This is a genomic window from Yimella sp. cx-51 (assembly GCF_017654605.1).
GTDB lineage: Bacteria > Actinomycetota > Actinomycetes > Actinomycetales > Dermatophilaceae > Yimella.
Genome location: NZ_CP072113.1, coordinates 2,338,270 through 2,359,996, shown reverse-complemented (window position 1 = coordinate 2,359,996; position 21,727 = coordinate 2,338,270). Strand labels below are relative to the sequence as shown.

Genomic DNA, 21,727 nt, shown 5'->3' with positions numbered 1-21,727 from the left:
TGATCAGCGCAGCGTTTCGTGAATGAGGATCGCTGCCTGCACGCGGTTGTCGACGCCGAGCTTGCCCAGGATGCGTGACACGTGCGCCTTGACGGTGGGCACGCTCATGAAGAGGTCTGCGGCAATGTCGGCGTTCGAGAGTCCGCGGCTGAGCAGCACGGCCACTTCGTGCTCCCGCTCGGTCAGTTGCGCCAGGAGCTTCGCCCCGCGCGGGTCGGCAGGCGCCGCTGCCGTCACCTTCTCCACCAACTGACGGGTGACGCTCGGCGACAGGAATGGCTCGCCCGCACAGACCGCCTCGATCGCACCGACGAGTTGCTCGGGACGGGTGTCCTTGAGCAGGAATCCGCTCGCCCCAGCTTGCAGCGCACGGACCACCAGATCGTCAGCATCGAAGGTGGTCAGCACGATCACGTGCGGCGGCGAAACCATCGAACGGATGCGACGAGTCGCTTCGACCCCGTCGAGCACCGGCATCCGGATGTCCATCAGCACGACGTCGGGCTGCAGCTCGCTGACCGCTGCCACCCCAGCGGCACCATCGGGGGCCTCACCGACGATCTCCAGCACGGGCGATCCGCCCAGAATCAGGGTGAGCCCGGCCCGCACCATCGCATCATCGTCCACCAACAGCACCCGAATCATGGGTCGAGCCTCTCATCGACGCGGTGCAATGGCAGCACGGCGGTCAGGACGAACCGGTGTGAGCGGTCGACCCCGTGACGCAGGGTGCCGCCGGCAAGCGACACCCGCTCGGCCAGGCCGATCAGTCCGAGGCCCGACTCCGGCAGGCCCAGGTCGTGGCCGCTGGGCAGGGAGTTGGCCGCCCGGATCGTCAATTCGGTGTCGTGCCGGGTGAGGTCGAGGTGGAGGCGCTGGCCCGGCGCGTGCTTGCGCCGGTTGGTCAGCACCTCCTGGACGATGCGGAAGGCGCTGCGCGACAACGTTTCCGGCACATCGTCCAAGTCGCCGTCGGTCACCAGGTCCACCGGACCGTCCGCCTCGCGGGCCTGCATGATCAACGAGTCCAGTTCGGTCAGGTTCGGCTGCGGGGGCTCGATGGCACCGGCGTCGTCCTGACGCAGCACGCCCAGCACTTCGCGTAGTTCCGCGAGTGCGAGTTCGGCATTGTCACGGATCACGGCGCTGGTATCGCGCACCTGCTCGGGTGAGAGGTCGGTGCGATAGGCCAACGCACCCGAGTGCAGAGCCACCAGCGAGATGCGGTGGGCCAGGACGTCGTGCATCTCCCGCGCGATGCGGCTGCGTTCGCCCAGGCGAGCCTGCTGTACCCGCGAGCGTTCCTGCGATGCTGCGGTTTCCACCTGCTGCTGCAGATTCGACACCAGCTCACGCCGCGAACCGATGGCGAGGCCGACCGCCACGCAGAAGGCCGTGCTCAACACCGTGATGACGATGCTGCTGATGCGGTCGCCCTGGGTGGCGTTGAGCTCCGGATGGACCACCAACTCGTAGAAGGTGGCCGAGACCAACCAACCGATCGAGGCCCACACGATCTGCTTCGTGCGCCGGTGGGTGCACAGTGAGATGAAACAGATGGCCGCAGGCGCTGCGGCTGCGACGGAGACCGCTGCGAGGCTGATCGTCAGTGCCGCAACCGGCACCGGCCAGCGTCGACGGAAGGGCAGGGCGGCCAGGGCCACGAGCGCGGCGGCCGCCTCCACCACCCACCAGGGCGAGCCGTACTTGAAGTCGGGCAACTCGGTCGCGGAGAGCGCGAGCACCGTGATCGAAGCGAACGTCGCTGCCACCGACAGTCGCCAGAACTCACCCCACAGCCATCCCCGGGTGCGGGCCGGTCGCGTCGTCGTGGTCACGCGGTTCAGCGTAGGTCTCGCGGGCGGGTGGCGACATCGTCCATCGGTCGGTGTGCACCCCCTACCTAAGTCGCACCAAGTGCATCCCCGAGGCCGATGTGCGAACACCCCTGCGCCGAGCACGATCGATGCATGATCACAATCAACGGATTGACCAAGAAGTACGGCGCACATGCAGCTGTCGACGACGTCACCTTCACCGCGCGAGCCGGACGAGTGACCGGCTTCCTCGGACCCAACGGTGCCGGCAAGTCGACCTGCATGCGGATGATGGTGGGCCTCACCCCGCCGACCTCGGGCAGCGCGACCATTCTCGAGCACAACTACACCGACCTGCCCAACCCGGGCCGCCACGTCGGCGTGCTGCTGGACGCGTCCGCCCAACACCCCGGGCGCACCGGCCGCGAGGTGCTGGCGCTCGGCGCGCTGACGATGGGACTGCCGTCCTCGCGCGTCGATGAGCTGCTCGAGGTCGTGGGCCTCACCGCTGTCGAGGCGAAACGCCAGGTGCGCAACTACTCGCTGGGAATGCGGCAGCGTCTCGGCATCGCTCTTGCACTGCTCGGTGATCCGCAGGTGCTCATCCTTGACGAGCCGGCCAACGGGCTCGACCCCGCCGGTATCCGGTGGATGCGCAGCCTGCTGCGCGGTTTCGCCGACGAAGGCGGCACCGTGCTGCTGTCGTCCCACCTGTTGCACGAGATCGAAGTGGTCGCCGACGACCTGGTGGTCATCGGTCGGGGACGCATCGTCGCCCAGGGCGAGAAATCGCAACTGCTGGCTGCAGCGGGCACCTCGGTTACGAGCGCCGACAACGCCAAGTTGGCACAAGCCCTGGCGCACAAGCAGATCCAGGTCATCCCGGCCGGAGCCACACTGCACGTCGATGCCGAGCCGATCGTCGTCGGGCAGACCGCACTCGAGCAGCAGATCGTCCTCACCGAACTCACCTCGGCCGGCGCATCCGGCCTGGAGGACATGTTCCTCCAACTCACCGCAGCCGACGCTCGCGAAGGAGTCTCCGCATGAACACCACAGCCACCCACTCCCACCACGCTCCGCCCGCCCAGACCCATGAGCGGCAGACGGCAGGTGTGCGACTCCCCGCCAGGCTCGCCAAGGACGATGTCTCGGGCATCCCGTTCACCCGCCTGGTCAAGGTGGAATTGCGCAAGCTGGTCGACACCCGCAGCGGACGCTGGTTGCTCATCGCCATCGCGGCCATCACCACGATCGTCGTGGGAATCCTCGTCTTCACCGGGAAGGCGTCGCAGAGCAAGGACTTCGAGAACTTCCTCCAGGCGACGATCATTCCGCAGAGCTTCCTGCTGCCGATCCTGGGCATTCTCGCGGTGACCACCGAATGGTCGCAGCGCACCGGTCTGGTCACCTTCACCCTCGAACCCAAGCGCACCCGCGTGGCGGGCTCGAAGCTCGTGGCGGTGCTGCTGACCTCGATGGCCATCATGCTGCTCGGGGCGGCGACGGCTGCCGTCTTCACCGTGCTCACCCAGGCAGTCCGTGGCTCGGAGCCCTCCTGGCACGTGGGCTGGCAGGTGTTGTTCGGCATCCTCGTGGCGCAGTTGATCAATGTCGGGATGGGATTTGCCTTCGGCGCGCTGATCCAGAACACCCCGGGCGCGATCGTCGCTTACCTGTTCCTGCCGATCGTGTGGACGATGCTCGGTGCGATCTCCTGGATGCGGACGGTCGCCCAGTGGGCCGATACGAGCGTGACCACGGCCCCGCTGTTTCAGGGGCAGATGCAGGGTGACGACTGGGCCAAGCTCGCGGTGTCAGTGCTGATCTGGGTGGTCATTCCGGTGACGCTCGGTCTGGTGCGGATGGTGCGCAGCGAGGTCAAAAGCGCCTGACCCATAGGCGAGACAAGGCGGGATGCGGTTCGTCGCTCATCAGGGGGAGCGACGAGCCGCATCACGCTTTTTCGATCCGTCCGTAGTAGTACTCGTGATGCGTGGTGAAGCCGAGTGATTCGTACAACGCGACGGCTGCCTCGTTGTCCTGGCTGACCTGGAGATACATCGAACGCACACCGCGCAGGCCCGCGTCCCGCGCGGCCTCACCGGTGAGCGTTCGTCCGAATCCGGTGCCGCGCAGGTCTGCTCGCACGTGCAGATCGAAGACCCCCACCCAGCCGGGGGAGTAGGCGATCCGCGCTGCAGCCACGGGCTGATCGGTGAGCAGGGTGAGGTAGCGCCCTTCTGCGACCTGCTCCAGCAACCGAGCTGCGATGCCCTGGTGCTCCTGCGTGCGGGGGCTGGAGGCCTGCCACCACTGCGCTGACGGCGCTGGCAGCACCTGCACGGCGGAGTTCGGTGCGGGCTTCGCCAGTGCGACCTCGGCCGCGGCAGCGGTCATCACCATGGTTCGTTGGAACAAGCGTCCGCCCCGCTCGAGCACGGCCGCGCCGACGGGCTCATCCGCGGGATCGAAGCCGGTGGGTCCGGCGATCTGGAACAACGTGGGTCTGCCGAGCTCGCTGTAGGCCGCGATCACCTCATCGACGGCTTCAGCCACGGGAATCTGCGGATCACCCACCGCGAGAACGGAATTCGCCCGGCCCGTGTAGCCCTCGGAGCTGCGCAGCAGCCAGTCGCCGATGGAGCGTTCAAGGAGTGGTGGCAGGCCGTCGACCATCAGGCGCTGCAGATTCTCGATCGAGATCATGAGATGCGGACGACCTGGGCGGGTGGCGCGAGCTGGGATCTCCTTCGCGGCCACCACCAGCGCCCACGGAATCGTCACCTCGCCGGTGCGGGATTCGACGGTCAGCGACTCGGCGTCGGAGTCCACGAGCTCACCGGTGACGTCGGTCAGACCTGCAGCGGTGGGGGCGAGGCGTTCGATCCGGTAACGGACAGCGACGCGCCGCCCGACACGGAGCCGACTTGAAAGGTGAGACTTACTTAAGCCTTCGTCCATAGGAGTTGCATACTAGGTCGAGTCGCCAAAGCCCTCAGACACATGATTCACCGAGCCGGGCAACCGGCTCGCGAACACCGGAAATCCAGGAGGATTCCTCATGACGTACGTCATCGCCCAGCCTTGCGTAGACCTCAAGGACAAGGCGTGCATCGAGGAGTGCCCGGTCGACTGCATCTACGAAGGTGCGCGCAGCCTCTACATCCACCCCGACGAGTGCGTCGACTGTGGCGCGTGCGAACCGGTCTGCCCGGTCGAGGCGATCTACTACGAGGACGACACCCCGGAGGAGTGGGCCGACTACTACAAGGCCAATGTCGAGTTCTTCGACGACCTCGGCAGCCCCGGCGGCGCCGCCAAGATGGGCATGATCGACAAGGACCACCCGCTGATCGCCGCTCTGCCGCCGCAGGAACACGACGAGTGACGACGGTGAGGCGTCAGCTTCCCGACTTCCCCTGGGATTCCCTCGCCGCGGCCAAGGCCGTCGCACAGTCCCATCCGGACGGCATCGTCGACCTCTCGGTCGGCACGCCCGTCGACCCCACACCGCAGGTGATCCAGGACGCGCTACGCGCGGCGTCCGATGCGCCGGGCTACCCGCAGGTCTGGGGCACGCCCGATCTGCGTGAGGCGATCGCAGCGTGGTTCGCCCGCCGGCGCAACGCACCGGGTGCCGACCCGGACGGCGTCATGCCGACCATCGGGAGTAAGGAACTCGTCGCCTGGTTGCCGACGATCCTCGGGTTGGGTCAGGGCGACATCGTCGGCTTCCCCGAGGTCGCCTATCCCACGTACGACGTCGGTGCCCGCATCGCAGGCGCGACGCCGATGCCGGCGCAGTCGACGCTGCAGTTCGGTCCACGTGCCCCGAAACTGTTGTGGCTCAACACTCCTGGCAATCCCACCGGGCAGGTGCTGCCGGTCGACCACCTCGCCAAGGTCGTGCGCTGGGCACGCGAACGAGGCGTGATCGTGGCCAGCGACGAGTGCTATGCCGAACTCGACTGGCGTGACACCAACGACCTCTCCACACCGAGCATCCTGGACGAGCGGGTCTGCGGAGGTGACCACACCGGGCTGCTCGCGGTCTACTCACTCAGTAAGCAGTCGAACGTCGCCGGCTACCGGGCAGCCTTCGTCGCTGGCGACCCGAGCTTGGTGCGCGGGCTCGTGGAGTTCCGCAAGCACGCCGGCATGATCGTGCCGTGGCCGGTGCAGCGAGCACTGCTGGCGGGCGTCCAGGACGACGCCCACGTGGCGGCGCAGAAGGAGATCTACCGCCGCAGACGCGAGACGTTGAGTGCAGCGCTCGACGAATCCGGTTGGCGCACAGGTTTTTCCGACGCCGGTCTCTACCTCTGGGCGAGCAAAGGCAAGCCGTGTCGGGAGACGATCGACGAACTGGCTGGCCTCGGCGTCCTGGCTGCTCCGGGCGACTTCTACGGCGCGCTCGGAGCTGCGCACGTCCGCATTGCCCTCACTGCTGCGGACGAGCGGATCGCTGCGGCGGCTCGCCGGTTGCTCAATGCGTGACCCCGGCGTTTCACCGCACCGGAAAACCTGCAATTCTTCACCTTCGGGGTGCCCCGTTCTCGACGTCGAGCCTGGGGTACCGTCATCGAAGGCTCAGCAACCGGCTCCGCCGGTTCCAGCGAGGACGGAAGGCTCTTCCTTATGACTGACACCGCTCCGGCCACCTTTGCCGCGGGTGACAAGACGCTCGAATTCGCCGTGATCCCGGCGACCGAGGGTAACGATGGTTACGACATCTCGGCGCTGTTGAAAGAAACCGGCAACGCCACGCTCGACGTCGGTTTCGTCAACACCGCATCGTGTAAGTCGGCCATCACCTACATCGACGGTGACGCAGGCATCCTGCGCTATCGCGGATACCCGATCGACCAGTTGGCCGAGAAGTCGACCTTCCTGGAGACCTCCTACCTGCTGATCTACGGCGAGCTGCCCTCCAAGGAGGAGTTGGCGGAGTTCACCGCCAAGATCCAGCGCCACACGATGCTGCACGAGGACCTCAAGGATCTCCTGGCGGCATTCCCGCGCGACGCACACCCGATGTCGGTGTTGTCGGCGGCTGTTTCGGCGCTCGGCACGTTCTACCAGGACTCCCTGTCGATCACCGACAAGAAGCAGGTCGAGCTCTCGACCATCCGGTTGATGGCCAAGCTGCCCACGATCGCCGCGTATGCCTTCAAGAAGAGCCAGGGTCAGCCGACGCTCTACCCCGACAACAACCTCGACCTCGTCGAGAACTTCCTGCGCCTCACCTTCGGTTACCCGACCGAGGACTGGACCCCCAACCCGGTGGTCACCAAGGCGCTCGACCAGTTGTTCATCCTGCACGCCGACCACGAGCAGAACTGCTCCACGTCGACCGTGCGTCTGGTCGGTTCGGGCCACGCCAACCTCTTCGCCTCCATCTCGGCCGGCATCCACGCCCTGTCGGGTCCGCTGCACGGTGGCGCCAACTCCGCGGTGCTGGAGATGCTCGACACCATCGAGAAGGACTTCGACGGCGACGTCGACAAGTTCGTCGAAAAGGTGAAGAACAAGGAAGACGGCGTCAAGCTCATGGGCTTCGGCCACCGGGTCTACAAGAACTACGACCCGCGCGCGGCCATCGTCAAGGAGGCCGCCGACGAGGTGCTCGCCGCCCTCGGTGTCGACGACCCGAAGCTGCAGATGGCTCGCCGTCTGGAGGAGATTGCGCTCTCGGACGACTACTTCGTCTCGCGCAAGCTCTACCCGAATGTCGACTTCTACACCGGCATCATCTACAAGGCGATGGGCTTCCCGACGGAGATGTTCACCGTCCTGTTCGCCATCGGTCGTCTGCCCGGCTGGATCGCCCAGTGGCGCGAGATGATGGAAGACCCGGCGACCAAGATCGGCCGCCCGCGTCAGGTCTACGTCGGTGCGACGGAGCGCGACTACCCCTCCGCCTGAACCGCTTGAACCAGAGCGCCCCGCCACTTCCATGGAAGTGGCGGGGCGCTCTGCATTTGTCGCTGGCGCGGTGGGCCGGGATGCGTGCTCCGGCTCGCCTCAGGCGAGGTCGATCCGCACGAGGTTCGGGCTGCCGGTCGGTCGGTCGGCGTTCGACCACTGCCAACCGTCCTTGCCCTTCTGCCGGGTCCAGGTGCGGTCGCCGACGGTGACGGCGGTGATGTTCTCCGATTGTGCGTGCCCGACTGCCCAGTGGGCCACGCCCCACGCCTGGGCGGAGCTCGCGCCGCGGAAGACCACGCGCTTGTCACCGGCAGTTGCCGTCAGATTGCTCTGATTGCGCAGCTTGGTGACCACATCCGCCGCTGAGCCGGCACCGGTCGGGTCATCGAGCCGGCAGCCCACCGCCCCGGGGAAGCTGCCGTGGAAAGCCGTGGCCAGCACGCGTCCCTGCGTCTCGTGGTCGGCGTAGGCATCGGGGAAGCCGGACTTCTGCACGTCCTGGGCCACCTCGGTGAGCGGACGGGTCTGCCAGCCCTCCACCTTCACCAATGCCTGGTAGAACCGAGTGCTGGCGTAGACCGGGTCGAGGATCTCGTCAGCGGTGCCCCAACCCATGCTCGGACGCTGCTGGAAGAGACCGAGCGAATCACGGTCTCCGCCACGCAGATTGCGCAGCTTCGACTCCTGGATCGCGGTGGCGTTCGCGATCTGCGAAGCACGGGGCGGCAGCTTGAAGCGGTGGTTGCCAACGAGGCTGATCGTGCCGGCGTTGGCCACCTGCTCCGGCGACCACTGGTAGTCGAAGCGGTCGTCGCGCACCTTGCAGGTGTTGGAGCCGATCGAGTCGGTGAGGCGTTGGTAGCCGTAGTAGCCGCCCCCGGCGATCAGCCCGACCAGACCCAGTGGAAGCAGACAGCCCAGGAAGGTCGTCCACGGGCGGCGGCGCCGATCGGAGGCAAAGGTGTGGCCACCGAGCTCGATGGCGTCCTGGTCCCACTCGTCATCGAAGTCGTGATGGTCGTCGTACAGGTCGGCAGACTCGTCCTGTCGCTTTCGTCGTCCGAACACCGTGGTCAGTCGGAGCTGTTGGCGTGCAGGGCCTCGTTGAGGACGATGCCCTGACCCTTGCGCTCGCGGCACTCCACCACGCCGGTCTCGGAGTTGCGGATGAACAGCATGTTCGAGCCGCCGGAGAGCTCCCGCGCCTTGCGCACCGAACCGTCCGGCATCCGTACCTTCGTGCCGGCGGTGATGTAGAGGCCGGCCTCCACGACGCAGTCGTCGCCCAGGGCGATACCGATGCCGGCCTGCGCGCCGATCAGGCAGCGTTCGCCGATCGTCACCCGCTCGGTGCCCCCGCCTGACAGCGTGCCCATGATCGAGGCGCCGCCGCCGATGTCGGAGCCGTTGCCCACGGTGACGCCCTGCACGATGCGTCCTTCGACCATCGAGGTGCCGACGGTGCCGGCGTTGAAATTGCAGAAGCCCTCGTGCATGACGGTGGTGCCGGAGGCCAGGTGGGCCCCGAGCCGGACGCGGTCGGCATCAGCGATGCGGACGCCGCTCGGCACGACGTAGTCGGTCATCCGTGGGAACTTGTCGACGCCGAAGACGTGCAATGGGCCCTCGATCCGAAGCTTCATGCGGGTCTGCTCGAAGTCTTCGGGAGCGCACGGACCGGCGCTGGTCCACACGACGTTCTGCAACACCCCGAAGAGTCCGTCGAGATTGATGGTGTTGGGTTCGACCAGGCGGTGTGACAGCAGGTGCAGGCGAAGGTAGGCGTCCGGGACGTCCTTGGGTGCCTCGTCGAGGTCGATGCTGACCAGCACCACCGTGGTGCGCACACTGCGACGAGGGTCGTCTGCCACCTGGGCCGAGAGTTCTGCTGGCGCTGCGTGGGGATCGTCGACGGGTGCCTCACCCAATGCCGGGGCGGGGAACCAGGTGTCGAGGATGCGGTCGTCGTAGGTCGTGGTGGCCAGGCCGTAACCCCAGGCCGTGCGCTGCGCGGTCATGGAGCCAGGCTAGGCCAGGCACCAGCGCAAGCGCGGGAGCGACCGTCCGCCAAGATGGGGTCATGGCATCTCTGGACCTGAACGCGGACGTCGTCGACCTCACTGTTGCGCTGTGCGACATCCCCTCGGTGAGCAAGGACGAGACCCGGATCGCCGACGCGATCCAGGAGGCGCTGCGGCCGCTCGCCCACCTAGAGGTCGTCCGTGACGGCAATGTGGTCATCGCCCGCACCGATCTCGGCCGGGCCGAGCGAGTGGTGCTCGCCGGACACATCGACACCGTGCCGATCACCGATCCGCCGAACCTTCCGGTGCACCGTCAGGACGGTCGCCTCCGGGGGCGCGGCACCACCGACATGAAGGCCGGTGTCGCTGTGCAACTCGCGCTGGCGGCGCAGGTGACCGAGCCCACCCGCGACATCACCTTCGTCTTCTACGACTGCGAGGAGATCGAGGCGGAGTTCAACGGGCTGGCTCGCATCGCCCGCGAACACCCCGAATGGCTTGAGGCCGACTTCGCGGTGCTGCTCGAACCGACCAACGGCGGCATCGAGGGCGGCTGCAAGGGCACGATGCGCGTCGACGTCAGCGCCAAGGGCATCGCCGCTCACTCGGCTCGGCCCTGGAACGGGCACAACGCGATCCATGAAGCCGGCGAGATTCTCGCGCGTCTGGCGAAGTACGAGCCGCGCACGGTCAACGTCGAAGGCCTCGACTACCACGAAGCACTCAACGCCGTCGGTATCGAAGGTGGCATCGCCGGCAATGTCATCCCCGACCGCTGCGTGGTGTCGGTCAACTACCGGTACGCGCCCGACCGCGACACCGAGGAGGCGCTGGCCCACCTGCGCGATGTCTTCAACGGTTACGAGGTGACGCTCAAGGACGCCGCCGACGGCGCCAAACCGGGCCTCGACAAGCCGGCCGCCCAGGGCTTCGTCGCGGCGCTCGCCCTGCCGGTGATCGGCAAGGAGGGCTGGACCGACGTGGCTCAGTTCTCAGCGCTCGGCGTCCCTGCGGTCAACTTCGGCCCTGGCGATCCGAACCTCGCCCACACCGACGACGAGTGGTGCCCCGAGCAGCAGATCACCGACGGCCTCGCGGCCATGCGCCGCTGGCTCTCACCCGATGCCGCGTCGACCGGCCAGGAAGAGCAGCGATGAGCCCCGACCGTCGCGTCTACCTGCGCGGTGCCACCACCCTGCGTGGCTCGCAGGTGCCCCGCACCACCACCGACCAGCGCCTGCTCGACCGCCAACCCGATTCCGACTGGCTGCACACCGACCCCTGGCGGGTGATGCGCATCCAGGCCGAATTCGTCGAAGGCTTCGGTGCGCTGGCCGAACTCGGCCCGGCGATTTCGGTCTTCGGTTCGGCACGACTGAAGCCCGACAGCGAGCACTACGCCAACGCGGTGGAGGTCGGACGTCTGCTAGCCGAAGCCGGGTACGCCGTCATCACCGGCGGTGGGCCGGGTGCGATGGAGGCGGCCAACCGTGGCGCCCGTGAAGCAGGCGGCACCAGCGTCGGTCTCGGCATCGAGCTGCCCTTCGAGTCGGGGCTGAACGACTACGTCGACCTCGGCGTCGACTTCCGCTACTTCTTCGTGCGCAAGACGATGTTCGTGAAGTACTCGCTGGGCTACATCGTGCTGCCGGGTGGGTTCGGCACCCTTGATGAACTCTTCGAGGCTGTCACGCTCGCGCAGACCCAGAAGATCACCAGCTTCCCGTTGGTGCTCATCGGCAAGGACTTCTGGGCGCCGATGCTCGAATTCATCAGCCGGACGCTGCTGGAGGAGGGCATGATCAACGAAGGGGACATCTCCCGCTTCCACGTGGTCGACACCCCCGCCGAAGCGGTCGAGATCGTCGTGCGCGAAGACCGCAAGCTCGCCGGCGAGCAGTGACGCCCCACGCACGGGCCACCTGCGGCGAAGGATCGGGCATTACCCTGACGGAGTGATCGCACTTCTCATCGTCCTGCTCGTGATCGTCACGGGGCTGGCTGTCGCTGCCGTCATGGGTCGCTTCGGGGGCGTGATCGACGGCTCGATGGACGACCCGGTGCGCACCAGCGCCTTCGAAGCCCTTCCCGAGGGTCATCTGACCTCCGAGGAGGTCTCCAAGCTTCGCTTCGATCAGACGGCTCGCGGTTACCGGATGGGTCAGGTGGACGACGTACTCGACCGACTGCGCAGCGCGCTCGACGACCGCGACGCCGAAATCGCCGACCTGCGCTCGCAGCTACGGAACACCGCCGACCACTGAGGGCGGCCCCTGGGGGAGAAGCACATGGACGCCGGAAGCGGCGAACTGCGCCGTTGTGCGTGGGCGGGGGTCGATCCGCTCTACGTCGCCTATCACGACCAGGAGTGGGGAGTGCCGGTTTACGGTGAGCAGGCGCTGTACGAACGGCTGTGCCTGGAGGCCTTCCAGTCAGGGCTGTCGTGGATCACGATCCTGCGCAAGCGGCCCGCCTTCCGTGCGGCCTTCGACGGCTTCGTGCCCGACGCGATCGCCGAGTACGGCCAGGGCGACGTCGACCGGCTGATGGCCGACGCCGGCATCGTGCGCAACAGACGCAAGATCGAGGCGACGATCACCAATGCCCGCGCGACCATCGCGCTGCGCGATCACGGCGGCCTGGACGCCCTGATCTGGGCGCACGCCCCTGCGCGCCCCGCACCGCGCCTGACTGAAGCCGAGGTGCCGGCCACCACACCCGAATCGGTCGCGTTGGCCAAGGCGCTGAAGGGTCATGGCTTCGCGCATGTCGGCCCCACCACCATGTACGCCGCGATGCAGGCCTGCGGCCTGGTCGACGACCACGTGGTCGATTGCCACCGGCACGGCGTCGTCCGATGACTGGTCTCGAAGCAGCACCCGCGCAGTCGGCTGGGTCCGCACTGCGTCGCTTGCGGGCTCGCTTCACCACCTCGTTGCAGTCGCATCTGCTGTTGTGGGTGCTCGGCGCCTATCTGCTCGCGCGCGGCTACTCGGCCGTGCTGGTCACGTGGATGGCTCCGCACAACGCGGAAATCATCGTGGCCTACCGCGATGGCGCCACCGGGCCCCTCGGCTACTGGGATGTCGTCCACTCCTGGGACGGCAAGTGGTACGAACAGATCCTGCGCGAGGGTTATCCCGAGCAACTGCCGATGAACAACGACGGCACCGTCGAGCAGAACACCTGGGCCTTCCTGCCGTTGTTCCCCGCGATGACGGCCGGTCTGATGGCCGTCACCGGCGCCCCGTTCGGCGTCGCCGGGTCGCTGCTCTCCCTGGTCGCCGCCGGGGGCGCGGTCATGTTGATGGCGGTGCTGCTGCGCGAGCGGATCGGCGCAACCGGAGCTTTCGCCGCCACCCTGCTCTTCTCGACCGCGCCGTCATCGCCGGTGCTGCAGATGGCCTACACCGAATCGCTCGGCATCCTGCTGGCCACCGTCTTCCTCTGGGCAATCACCAGGCAGCGCTGGCCCGATGCCTGTGCCGCGGCCCTTCTGCTGGGTTTCGAGCGTCCGATCGCGTTGTCCCTGGTCGGGGTCGTGGTCGCTGTGCTGGTGCGGATGTACCTGCGTCGGCAGGTGCTGCGGGTGCGGCGTCGGGACGTCATCGGCGCGATCTGCACCCTGATCGCCACCGGCCTGTCGGGTCTGGCGTGGCCGGCCGTCGCTGCCTGGCGCACCGGTCAGCTCGATGCGTACACGCTCACCCAGTCGGCGTGGCGGGCGCCGGGCGGGGTCACCCCGTTCGAGCCGTGGATCAACAACTTCCAGATCTTCTTCGGCGACGGCATCGGCGTGGTCGTGCTGTTCGTCATGGTGACCTGCGGGTTCCTGCTCATCGCCGGACCCTGGTCGCGCGGACTGGGTTTCGTGCTGCGCGCCTGGATGGTGTCGTACTGCTGTTACCTGCTCGCGGTGGTGGACGTCTGGACCAGCACCTACCGTTTCCTGCTCTTCCTCTGGCCCGTGGGCGCCGTGCTGGTCGGCGCAGCGCAGCGACGTGCCGCTGATCGCCTGCTGGTGGGCTGGCGCACCGCAGCCTTCACGCTGCTCTTCATGGCGTGGCAGATCTGGTGGGTGTGGGAGTTGCTGCGCTTCGTCCCACCGGCTGACAACGCGATCTGAGCGGTCTCCGGCCTGCCGCGAAAGGGCCACAAACCGGACGCAAAAAGCACGCCCGCACGGCGTGTCGCGTGCGTTTTGCGTCCGGTTTGTGGCGGATCGGCGCGGATGCATCAGAGGGTTCGGACACGAGAAAGCCGCCCGCATCGAGCGGGCGGCCTTCTGCGTGCTCAGCGAATGAGCTGCGATGTCACTCCTGGCCGGGAGCCTTGGGCAGCTGCACGCCCTGGGTCTGCTGCGATCCACCGGCCTGCTGCGGCGGCACGACCGGGAAGCTCTGCGTCTGTCCACCGTCACCGGAGGTGATGGCGCGCGGGTCACCAGCCGGTTCAGCGGGCTCCGGTGCTGCGGGCGGGACGCTGGACGCGCTCGATCCAGAACCGCTGCCGGAGGAACTACGTCCGGGCAGCTCGTGGTCGACCGACTGGCGGGCAACGGCCTCGGCTTCGGCAACCGCCTTGGCCACCGCGGGATCGCGCGCGAGGTCGAACCAGTCAGCGACGTCCTCGTCGTGCACCTCGGGTGCCTCGCCGTAGTCGGGCATCGTGTAGGTGAAGCTGCCGTCGCCGGTCTGCTGACCGAACGACTTCGCAAAGCCCTGCAGCGCCGAACCGAAATCGGTCGGCACGACCCAGACCTTGCTGGCCTCGCCCTCGGCCATCTTCGGGATCTGGCGGATGTACTCGTACGCCAAGAGCTCGGGCGTGGGCTTGCTCGCGCGAATTGCGGCGAAGGTCTTCTCGATCGACTTCGCCTCACCCTGGGCCATGAGGTACTTCGCGGCTCGATCACCCTGAGCGCGCAGGATGCGCGACTGCCGGTCACCCTCGGCGGCGAGGATCGCGGCCTGCTTGGCGCCCTCGGCGGCCAGGATCTGGCTCTGCTTGTCACCCTCGGCCGACTTGATCGCCGACTCACGGTGACCTTCGGCAGCCAGGATGGTGGCGCGCTTCTCGCGGTCGGCCTTCATCTGCTTCTCCATCGACTCCTGGATGGAGGGCGGCGGGAAGATCGACTTCAGTTCGACGCGGGCCACACGCAGACCCCAGCGCGAGGTGGCTTCGTCGAGCACGCCACGTAGCTGCGAATTGATGCGCTCACGGGAGGTGAGAGTTTCCTCGAGCGTCATGCCACCGACCACGTTGCGAAGGGTGGTGGTGGTCAGCTGCTCGACACCGACGATGTAATTGTTGATCTCGTAGACGGCCGAGCGCGGGTCGGTCACCTGGAAGTAGACGACGGTGTCGATGTTGACCGTCAGGTTGTCCTCGGTGATGACCGGCTGGGGCGGGAAGCTGACGACGCGCTCGCGCAGGTCGACCTTGGCGCGGATGCGATCGACGAAAGGCATCAGGAACAGCAGCTGGCCCGACACCGTCTTGGTGTAGCGGCCCAGACGCTCGACGACAGCCGCTTCGGCCTGAGGCACCAGCGCCACCGACTTGACCACGATCAGCACTGCGAGCAGCGCGATGATCGCTGCAATGATCAGGATTGGTTCCATGTTTCAGTTCCCCTCAGGATTGTCGCTGTCGACGAAGGCGATGGGGCCGTCGATGCGTTCCACCACAAGCTTCTCACCCGGCGTGAAGGTCAGACCCGGCCGGGCCGGGCGGGCCGACCATTCCCCGCCGTCAATGCGCACGAGCCCACTGTCGGCGTTCACGTGTTCGATCACCTCAGCGCGCGTGCCGAGCAGGGCGTCCGCGTTCATCGCGTGCACCGGACCCGACATGTAGTGCCGCTTCAAGGGCGGTCGCACCAGCAGCAGGAGCGCGATCGACACGATCGCGAACACGAGTGCGCTCTGCCAGACCTCGGCACCCACGGCCGCCGCACCCGCAGCTGCCAGCGCACCGCCGCCCAGCATCAGCAGGACGAATTCACCCACCAGCACTTCGAGCCCGATCAGGGCGAGGCCGGCGATGATCCAGAAGATCACGTCTCCATCCACGGTGGTGTCCTTTCTGCCCTCAGCGGCCTTCGAACACCGCAGGCCGCTTGGCCACGAAGGCGTCGACCGCGGCGCGGTGGTCGGCGGAGAACCCGGTGAGGGTCATGAGCTCCCCTTCATGAGCCAACGATTCGGCGAGGTCATGAGTTGCCGAGTAGGCGACCGCGCGACGCACGGAGCCGTAGGCCAGAGTCGGACCGTTGGCAAGGCGCTGCGCCAACTCCGCTACAGCAGAGTCGAATTCGGCAGCCGGGACGACCTGAGTGGCCAGGCCGAGTGCCAAGGCCTCGTCCGCCTTCACCGTGCGGGGGAAGTAGAGCAGTTCCTTGGCCTTGGCCGTGCCGACGAGGCGCTGGAGGGTCCAGGAAGCGCCGGAGTCGCAGGACAACGCGATGCCGGTAAAGGCCAGATTGAACCCGGCGTTCGCATGGACGATGCGTAGATCGGCCGCGAAGGCGAAGGATGCTCCGGCGCCGGCTGCGACGCCGTTGACCGCGGCGATCACCGGTTTGTTCATCGTGGAGATGAGCTCGACGATCGGGTTGTAGTGCTCGCTCACGGTCGTGGTGAGTGCGTCGGCGCCGGACTCAAGCAGGCCGAGATGCTCCTTGAGGTCTTGGCCCACGCAGAAGGCGCGACCGGTGCCGGTCAGCACGACCACCCGCACGTCGGCGTCATCAGCGACATCGCGCAGCGCAGCGAGCAGCGCTTCCTTGGTCGGGATGTCCAGGGCACACATCTCGTCCGGACGGTTGATCCGGACGGTCGCAACACCGCCGTCACGTTCGACGACCACGGTCTTTTCGCTCATCGATCTTCCTTCGTCAACTAAGCACTCCTGCGCAATGCGATCTCGATACACCCCTGAACGTACGCGGCCGCACCCGGCCGCAGACGGCTGGCCACCCGCCGGAAGTGAGCAGCAGCGTCGGTGCCGGGCCAGGAGTCGGGAAGGACCTCCGGCGGAAGACCTGGATCGGTGAAGAGGAACTTGCGCCACTCGTGCAGCGCGCGGGCACGGGTGGCGTAGCACTGCCGGTCGGTCGGATCGTCCGGGAAGCCCTGGAGGAGAGTTGTCAGCCATCGGTCGTAGGCCCGCAGTGATTCGCTCAGCTGCGGGAGGTCCCACAGCGAAGAAGCGAAAGACTGCGGATCGCTCTCCATCCGGGCGAAGAACTCGCGGTAGCCGAGGTCGAGGGTCTGCGACAGGTCGTCGCTGCGGCGCGGCGCCACCCAGGTGTCAGCGGCCAGCCGGGCATACCCCAGGTAGCCCATCGAGGCCTGCACCCGAGCCCGCTGCGAACGGTCGGTGCTGTGTTCCACGACCACCAGGTGCCAGTGGCCCTCCCACGCGGGGGCGTCGGAGTAGATGCGTCCGGCGGCCGATGTCAGTCGGGCACGCGCCCGCTCGGTGAGGTGATACCCGCGTACTCCGTGCCGGGTGTCTGCCGCGAGCCATCCCTCACGGGCCATCCGCGAGATGGCGGTGCGGGTGGCGGCCGGAGCCACATCGACATCCCCGGTGAGTTGGACCAGCGCAGCGACGGGCGCCCAGCCCGAGCCCGCGAGCAGGTGGTCGCCGTAGATGTCGAACACCGCGGACCTGGCAAGCATGGCGCCATCGTCGCACGGGCGCCGAGCGCGACCTGGCAACCGCCAGATTCGTCGGCGCAGAGATTTCCTATGAGCGCCGTCACAAGCGATAATGGATTGAACCTTGGACGTACCTGCCGGTGCACACGGCATCAACATCTGCGTGATCCGGTACGTCCTTCAGACCAGCGATCACGCATTGGAAGGGGAAGCACCCATGGCGGCGATGAAGCCGAGGACTGGCGACGGCCCGCTCGAAGTCACCAAGGAAGGCCGCAGCATCCTGCTGCGCATGCCGCTCGAGGGCGGTGGCCGCCTCGTGGTCGAGATGAACGCCGAGGAAGCTGCGGCACTGGGCGATGCCATCAAGGGCTGCATCGGCTGACGCCGAATGACTCGCATAAGCGGGGCTGCGACCGGATCGGTCGCAGCCCCGCTTGTGTCGTCGATGGGGCGCGGGTTCGGGCCCGCGAGGGGGGTGGGTCAGCGCTTGACAGCGACCAGCAGACCGTCACCGACCGGGAGCAAAGCGGTGGAGAGACCTTCGTCGTCGCGCAACTGTTTGCCGAGGTCGCGCAGCGTCCGTGTCACTTCGTCGCGAGCGGCCGGGTCTGCCACCTGGTCGTGCCACAACATGTTGTCGACCGCGAGCACCCCGCCGGGCCGCAGCAGGCGCAGTGCCTGCTCGACGTACTGCGGGTACTCCGTCTTCTCACCGTCGACCAGCACCAGGTCGTACCCGCCGTCGGTGAGGCGGGGGAGCACCGACAACGCGCTGCCGACGATCGCGCGCGTGCGTTGCGGCGCGTAGCCGGCTTCGGCGAAAGCCTGCTTGGCGGCGTGCTGGTGCTCGGTGGAAATGTCGATGGTCGTCAGGATGCCGTCCTGCGGCATGCCGGCCAGGAGCCACAGGGCGCTCACTCCGGCGCCGGTGCCGATCTCGACGACCGAGCGCGCATGGTTCGCCGCCGCCAACATCCGCAGAGCTGCACCGGTGCCGCTGCCGACGGGCACGCATCCGAGGGCTTCGCCACGAGCCCGTGCACGCTCGATCACCTCGGGTTCGGGGGTGAATTCCTCGGCGTAGGTCCAAGTGCCGGGTCGCATCGATGTCATGGGCGTCCAATCTACTTGTCCGACCGAAGACCTGCGAAAATGTCGGCGGGGAAACAAACACGTCGTACGCATCGTTGAACCGATCGACGCTCTCCGGCGTCTGTTCCGGTAACGGTCTGATCGACGTGATGGTGCACGCACAGCGGGCACACAGGTCACTGCGCGATCGTGGACCACGCAGTGAATGGAACGGACGACGGGGGACAACGATGACGACGACGATCAACGCGATGAGCAGGACGCCCGAGAGGACGACGGTGAAGCGAACCAAGACAGTGGTTCCCGACCACGCACCGGCAGGCTGGAAGCCGCCGACCTGGGAGGAGATCGTCGCTGAGCACTCCGGTCGGGTCTACCGACTGGCGTACCGCCTGACCGGCAACGTGCACGACGCAGAAGACCTCACCCACGACGTCTTCGTGCGAGTCTTCCGCTCGCTCGACTCCTACCGCCCCGGCACCTTCGAGGGCTGGTTGCACCGCATCACCACGAATGTTTTCCTCGACAAGATGCGGCGCAAGCAGCGCATCAGGTTCGATGCGCTCTCCGACGACGCCGCAGCCCGTCTGGTCAGCGGCACCGGGAGCCCCGAGCAGATCTACGCCGACGCCAACTTCGACGACGACATCCAGCGGGCGCTCGACGCGTTGTCACCCGACTTCCGGGCCGCGGTCGTGTTGTGCGACATCGAGGGCCTTTCCTACGAAGAGGTCGCCGCCACGCTCGACGTGAAGCTCGGCACCGTTCGTTCGCGCATCCACCGCGGACGCGCCCAGTTGCGTGCTGCGCTGGCCCACCGCGATCCTGCTGTGCGGCCTGTCGCGGAGCCCATCGGTTCCGCGCCCGCCCGCAGCTCCCTGGGGCTGCGCCGTCCCGCCGGGGTGGCTGGATGACCTGTCCCGAGCACGACCTGCTGGTCGACTACGCCGATGGTCTGCTGACGGCGAAGGAGCGCGAGCCGTTCGAGCGTCACCTCATCGCGTGCCAGTGCTGCCGCATGGAGGTCGCTGCTGAGCGGGAGTTGCTCGGCCGACTCCGCGGCGCCCCGTCAGCTCCGGCCCGCGAGTCCGACTTCATGGCGGGGCTGCTGAGCCTGAGTGACCTACCGACCGAGCCCATGCCGGTCCGCCGGCCGAACCGCACGGGCGGATCGGTGGCCACACTCAACAGCCATGCGCCCGCGCAGTATGTCTCGGCGCGCAAGCCCGTGGGTATCGCAGCGCTCGCCGTGGTGGGTTGCCTCAGTGCGGCGGTCGTGGCGATCCACGTGCCGGCGCCGGACGCCACCCAGACCCGCATGCCCTCGCGTTCTTCACTTTCGCCGCAGCAGGTTTCTCCTGCGCGAGTGATCGGATTCCAGCCCTCGATCGTCGATGCACCCAAGCCCTGACAGTGCGCCGCCGGGTGGTCGGCCCGGCCAACCGCAGCACACCCCCTCACCGCGACACACCCCCGACAACAGCCCGGGTACAGCCCCACTGAGCCGTCCACCGCAGGGGCCTTTCGGCGCCCCCGGCCAAGGTGCCGTTGCTGCGCCCCCGCCGGCTCCACCTCGGCGCACCGGACGCATGGTCACCGGGGCGGCGGTGCTGGCGCTGGCGTGCGGAGGCCTCGGCGGCGTGGCGGGCGGCTACCTGGCCGATCGCTCGGAGCCGGGCACCACAGCTGCGGCCACCGGTGCCGTCGAATCGATCGCCACCAAGGCGCTTCCCAGCGTCGTGACCATCCGGGTCAGTGACTCCTCGGGTCGACCGATCGGCACCGGGTCAGGATTCGTCCTTCGGGCCGACGGGCACATCGTGACCAACAATCACGTGGCCACCGCCAACGGTCGTGGCGACAAGCTCACCGTCATCTTCTCTGACCAGAGCGAGACCGAAGCGAAGATCGTCGGCACCTCACCCACGTACGACCTGGCGGTGCTCAAGGTCGACAAGACCGGTCTGCCGGTGCTCGCCCTCGGCAAGTCCGACGACCTCAAGGTAGGCCAGTCGGTCGTCGCCGTCGGAGCGCCGCTCGGGCTCACCGGTTCGGTCACCACCGGCATCGTCAGTGCACTCAATCGTCCCGTCGTGACTGGCGGCGACTCCTCGGGTTCCTCCAGTGGTAGTTCCGACACTTCCTACATGAATGCCATCCAGACCGATGCTGCGATCAACCAGGGCAACTCCGGCGGACCGCTGCTCGACCTCGACGGCCGTGTCATCGGCGTCAACTCCGCCATCTACTCCTCCCGCGGCGGCGGCAACATCGGGCTGGGATTCGCCATCCCGGCTGCCCAGGTGCAGCGCACCACCGACCAGCTGATCCGCACCGGCAAAGCTGAGTACCCGGTGATCGGCATGGAGTTCTCGCCCGATTACGCGGGCCCAGGGGTGAAGGTCTCCAAGGTCACTGCCGCAGGTCCGGCGCAGCGGGGCGGCGTCAAGGAGGGTGACGTGATCACCTCGATCGACGGCACGCCGACCAAGGATCCCAAGACCTTCCTGGTGACGCTGCGTTCCAAGCCGATCGGCGCCACGATCACGTTGGGCGTCGAAGCAGACGGCCGACAGCGTTCGGTGACCGTGCAGACCGAAGCCGGTAGCTAGAGCGGAGTCGCCGGTCCATCCATTCGTCGACCCGTCGCATGATCGGGCTCCTCGCGCGAACGGGACGCCTTTCCGAGTGCCCGCGGAAAGCAACTAGGCTGTGCTGCGTCCGTGCGATCTGAAGTAAGGGGGGCCATGGTGTTCGGTATCGACATGTGGGAGCTGGTCGTGCTCATCGCGCTGGCCTCCGTGTTGATCGGTCCCGAACGGCTGCCCGAGTACATCTCGAAGGTGCGCGGCTGGATCAAGCAGGCCCGCGATTATGCCGAGGGCGCCAAATCGCAACTCAAGGACGAAATGGGTCCGGAGTTTGCCGATGTCAACTGGCGGCAGTACGACCCTCGGCAGTACGACCCCCGCAAGATCGTCCGGGAGGCGCTGTTCGACGAGCCGTCCGACAACACCACCGCGCAGCATGCCGCGATCGATCCCGTGATGGACGCCGGCCCTTCCGCCTGGGAGCCGTTGCGCTACGACCCCGACCGGTCAACGCCTTTCGACGTCGACGCGACGTAGGGCCCTCAACCAGCGGGTGCAGCCTCTGGCCCTTCGCTGGAAACCGTTGCGGCTCAACAGGT

At 67.2% G+C, this 21,727-nt stretch carries 25 protein-coding genes; 15 read left to right on the top strand and 10 right to left on the bottom strand.

What is annotated here, in order from left to right; genetic code table 11:
* Nucleotides 1-3: 3 nt before the first annotated feature.
* A complete protein-coding gene (locus tag J5M86_RS11230) occupies nucleotides 4-645 on the bottom strand; it encodes a response regulator transcription factor (protein ID WP_188059348.1) in 642 nt (213 codons plus the stop codon).
* Complete coding sequence (locus J5M86_RS11225) at nucleotides 642-1,838, bottom strand: sensor histidine kinase (RefSeq protein ID WP_188059349.1); 1,197 nt, start codon at nucleotides 1,836-1,838, stop codon at nucleotides 642-644. The genes J5M86_RS11230 and J5M86_RS11225 overlap by 4 nt, the downstream gene beginning before the upstream one ends.
* Before the next feature lie 132 nt (nucleotides 1,839-1,970).
* Here J5M86_RS11225 and J5M86_RS11220 point away from each other — a divergent pair, with 132 nt between their 5' ends.
* Nucleotides 1,971-2,867, top strand: coding sequence for an ABC transporter ATP-binding protein (locus tag J5M86_RS11220; RefSeq protein WP_188059350.1), 897 nt, complete (start codon nucleotides 1,971-1,973; stop codon nucleotides 2,865-2,867).
* Nucleotides 2,864-3,712, top strand: a complete 849-nt coding sequence (locus J5M86_RS11215; RefSeq protein ID WP_188059351.1) for an ABC transporter permease — start codon at nucleotides 2,864-2,866, stop codon at nucleotides 3,710-3,712. Before J5M86_RS11220 ends, J5M86_RS11215 begins: the two co-directional genes overlap by 4 nt.
* A 61-nt stretch (nucleotides 3,713-3,773) precedes the next feature.
* On the opposite strand, the gene J5M86_RS11210 is transcribed toward J5M86_RS11215, so the two are convergent.
* Nucleotides 3,774-4,652, bottom strand: coding sequence for a GNAT family N-acetyltransferase (locus J5M86_RS11210; RefSeq protein ID WP_188059352.1), 879 nt, complete (start codon nucleotides 4,650-4,652; stop codon nucleotides 3,774-3,776).
* 229 nt (nucleotides 4,653-4,881) lie between these two features.
* Here J5M86_RS11210 and fdxA point away from each other — a divergent pair, with 229 nt between their 5' ends.
* The 3 genes from fdxA (at nucleotide 4,882) to J5M86_RS11195 (ending at nucleotide 7,745) form a co-directional block, all read left to right on the top strand.
* Complete coding sequence (gene fdxA, locus J5M86_RS11205; RefSeq protein WP_188059353.1) at nucleotides 4,882-5,208, top strand: ferredoxin; 327 nt, start codon at nucleotides 4,882-4,884, stop codon at nucleotides 5,206-5,208.
* A gap of 5 nt (nucleotides 5,209-5,213) precedes the next feature.
* Nucleotides 5,214-6,317, top strand: a complete 1,104-nt coding sequence (dapC, locus tag J5M86_RS11200) for a succinyldiaminopimelate transaminase (RefSeq protein WP_188059354.1) — start codon at nucleotides 5,214-5,216, stop codon at nucleotides 6,315-6,317.
* Nucleotides 6,318-6,458: 141 nt separating this feature from the next.
* Entirely contained in the window at nucleotides 6,459-7,745 is a 1,287-nt protein-coding gene (locus J5M86_RS11195) for a citrate synthase (protein ID WP_188059355.1), read from the top strand.
* 99 nt (nucleotides 7,746-7,844) lie between these two features.
* On the opposite strand, the gene J5M86_RS11190 is transcribed toward J5M86_RS11195, so the two are convergent.
* Both J5M86_RS11190 and dapD read right to left on the bottom strand, forming a co-directional pair.
* Nucleotides 7,845-8,816 (bottom strand): hypothetical protein, encoded by a 972-nt coding sequence (locus J5M86_RS11190; protein ID WP_188059356.1) that lies wholly within the window; start codon nucleotides 8,814-8,816, stop codon nucleotides 7,845-7,847.
* 5 nt (nucleotides 8,817-8,821) lie between these two features.
* The gene (gene dapD / locus J5M86_RS11185; RefSeq protein ID WP_188059357.1) at nucleotides 8,822-9,766 is read right to left on the bottom strand and encodes a 2,3,4,5-tetrahydropyridine-2,6-dicarboxylate N-succinyltransferase; all 945 of its coding nucleotides are present in this window, start codon (nucleotides 9,764-9,766) and stop codon (nucleotides 8,822-8,824) included.
* A 62-nt stretch (nucleotides 9,767-9,828) separates the two neighbouring features.
* Here dapD and dapE point away from each other — a divergent pair, with 62 nt between their 5' ends.
* From dapE to J5M86_RS11160, 5 genes are read left to right on the top strand one after another with little or no spacing between them, the layout of a single operon-like run.
* Nucleotides 9,829-10,929: a succinyl-diaminopimelate desuccinylase gene (gene dapE, locus J5M86_RS11180; RefSeq protein ID WP_188059358.1), complete on the top strand. Its 1,101-nt coding sequence runs from the start codon at nucleotides 9,829-9,831 to the stop codon at nucleotides 10,927-10,929.
* The gene (locus tag J5M86_RS11175) at nucleotides 10,926-11,675 is read left to right on the top strand and encodes a TIGR00730 family Rossman fold protein (protein ID WP_188059359.1); all 750 of its coding nucleotides are present in this window, start codon (nucleotides 10,926-10,928) and stop codon (nucleotides 11,673-11,675) included. Before dapE ends, J5M86_RS11175 begins: the two co-directional genes overlap by 4 nt.
* Nucleotides 11,676-11,727: 52 nt before the next feature.
* Nucleotides 11,728-12,036: a DivIVA domain-containing protein gene (locus J5M86_RS11170; protein ID WP_244328330.1), complete on the top strand. Its 309-nt coding sequence runs from the start codon at nucleotides 11,728-11,730 to the stop codon at nucleotides 12,034-12,036.
* A gap of 24 nt (nucleotides 12,037-12,060) precedes the next feature.
* Nucleotides 12,061-12,633 carry a DNA-3-methyladenine glycosylase I gene (locus tag J5M86_RS11165; RefSeq protein WP_188059360.1) on the top strand — a complete coding sequence of 191 codons (573 nt, stop codon included), beginning with the start codon at nucleotides 12,061-12,063 and terminating at the stop codon, nucleotides 12,631-12,633.
* Nucleotides 12,630-13,898 (top strand): hypothetical protein, encoded by a 1,269-nt coding sequence (locus J5M86_RS11160; RefSeq protein ID WP_188059361.1) that lies wholly within the window; start codon nucleotides 12,630-12,632, stop codon nucleotides 13,896-13,898. Before J5M86_RS11165 ends, J5M86_RS11160 begins: the two co-directional genes overlap by 4 nt.
* A 187-nt stretch (nucleotides 13,899-14,085) precedes the next feature.
* Here J5M86_RS11160 and J5M86_RS11155 read toward each other — a convergent pair whose 3' ends face one another.
* Genes J5M86_RS11155 through J5M86_RS11140 form a run of 4 tightly spaced genes read right to left on the bottom strand, consistent with a single transcriptional unit; the run spans nucleotide 14,086 to nucleotide 17,463 of the window.
* Entirely contained in the window at nucleotides 14,086-15,399 is a 1,314-nt protein-coding gene (locus J5M86_RS11155) for an SPFH domain-containing protein (RefSeq protein ID WP_188059362.1), read from the bottom strand.
* Nucleotides 15,400-15,402: 3 nt separating this feature from the next.
* A complete protein-coding gene (locus J5M86_RS11150; RefSeq protein ID WP_208965019.1) occupies nucleotides 15,403-15,849 on the bottom strand; it encodes an NfeD family protein in 447 nt (148 codons plus the stop codon).
* A 19-nt stretch (nucleotides 15,850-15,868) separates the two neighbouring features.
* The gene (locus tag J5M86_RS11145; protein WP_188059363.1) at nucleotides 15,869-16,660 is read right to left on the bottom strand and encodes an enoyl-CoA hydratase/isomerase family protein; all 792 of its coding nucleotides are present in this window, start codon (nucleotides 16,658-16,660) and stop codon (nucleotides 15,869-15,871) included.
* 17 nt (nucleotides 16,661-16,677) lie between these two features.
* Nucleotides 16,678-17,463 (bottom strand): PaaX family transcriptional regulator C-terminal domain-containing protein, encoded by a 786-nt coding sequence (locus tag J5M86_RS11140; protein ID WP_188059364.1) that lies wholly within the window; start codon nucleotides 17,461-17,463, stop codon nucleotides 16,678-16,680.
* 196 nt (nucleotides 17,464-17,659) lie between these two features.
* Between J5M86_RS11140 and J5M86_RS11135 the strand changes: the two genes are divergently transcribed.
* Nucleotides 17,660-17,827 (top strand): DUF3117 domain-containing protein, encoded by a 168-nt coding sequence (locus J5M86_RS11135; protein ID WP_083450321.1) that lies wholly within the window; start codon nucleotides 17,660-17,662, stop codon nucleotides 17,825-17,827.
* Nucleotides 17,828-17,925: 98 nt separating this feature from the next.
* Here the strand turns inward: J5M86_RS11135 and J5M86_RS11130 are convergent, their stop codons facing one another.
* On the bottom strand, nucleotides 17,926-18,558 hold the full coding sequence (locus tag J5M86_RS11130; RefSeq protein ID WP_188059365.1) for an O-methyltransferase: 633 nt from the start codon (nucleotides 18,556-18,558) through the stop codon (nucleotides 17,926-17,928).
* A 209-nt stretch (nucleotides 18,559-18,767) separates the two neighbouring features.
* Here J5M86_RS11130 and sigE point away from each other — a divergent pair, with 209 nt between their 5' ends.
* From sigE to J5M86_RS11110, 4 genes are all read left to right on the top strand, one after another.
* Nucleotides 18,768-19,451: an RNA polymerase sigma factor SigE gene (gene sigE / locus J5M86_RS11125; RefSeq protein ID WP_255427395.1), complete on the top strand. Its 684-nt coding sequence runs from the start codon at nucleotides 18,768-18,770 to the stop codon at nucleotides 19,449-19,451.
* Complete coding sequence (locus J5M86_RS11120; RefSeq protein WP_188059367.1) at nucleotides 19,448-19,948, top strand: anti-sigma factor; 501 nt, start codon at nucleotides 19,448-19,450, stop codon at nucleotides 19,946-19,948. The genes sigE and J5M86_RS11120 overlap by 4 nt, the downstream gene beginning before the upstream one ends.
* A 178-nt stretch (nucleotides 19,949-20,126) precedes the next feature.
* Nucleotides 20,127-21,149, top strand: a complete 1,023-nt coding sequence (locus J5M86_RS11115; RefSeq protein ID WP_188059368.1) for a S1C family serine protease — start codon at nucleotides 20,127-20,129, stop codon at nucleotides 21,147-21,149.
* A gap of 135 nt (nucleotides 21,150-21,284) precedes the next feature.
* Entirely contained in the window at nucleotides 21,285-21,665 is a 381-nt protein-coding gene (locus J5M86_RS11110) for a preprotein translocase subunit TatA (RefSeq protein WP_188059369.1), read from the top strand.
* Nucleotides 21,666-21,727: the final 62 nt, after the last annotated feature.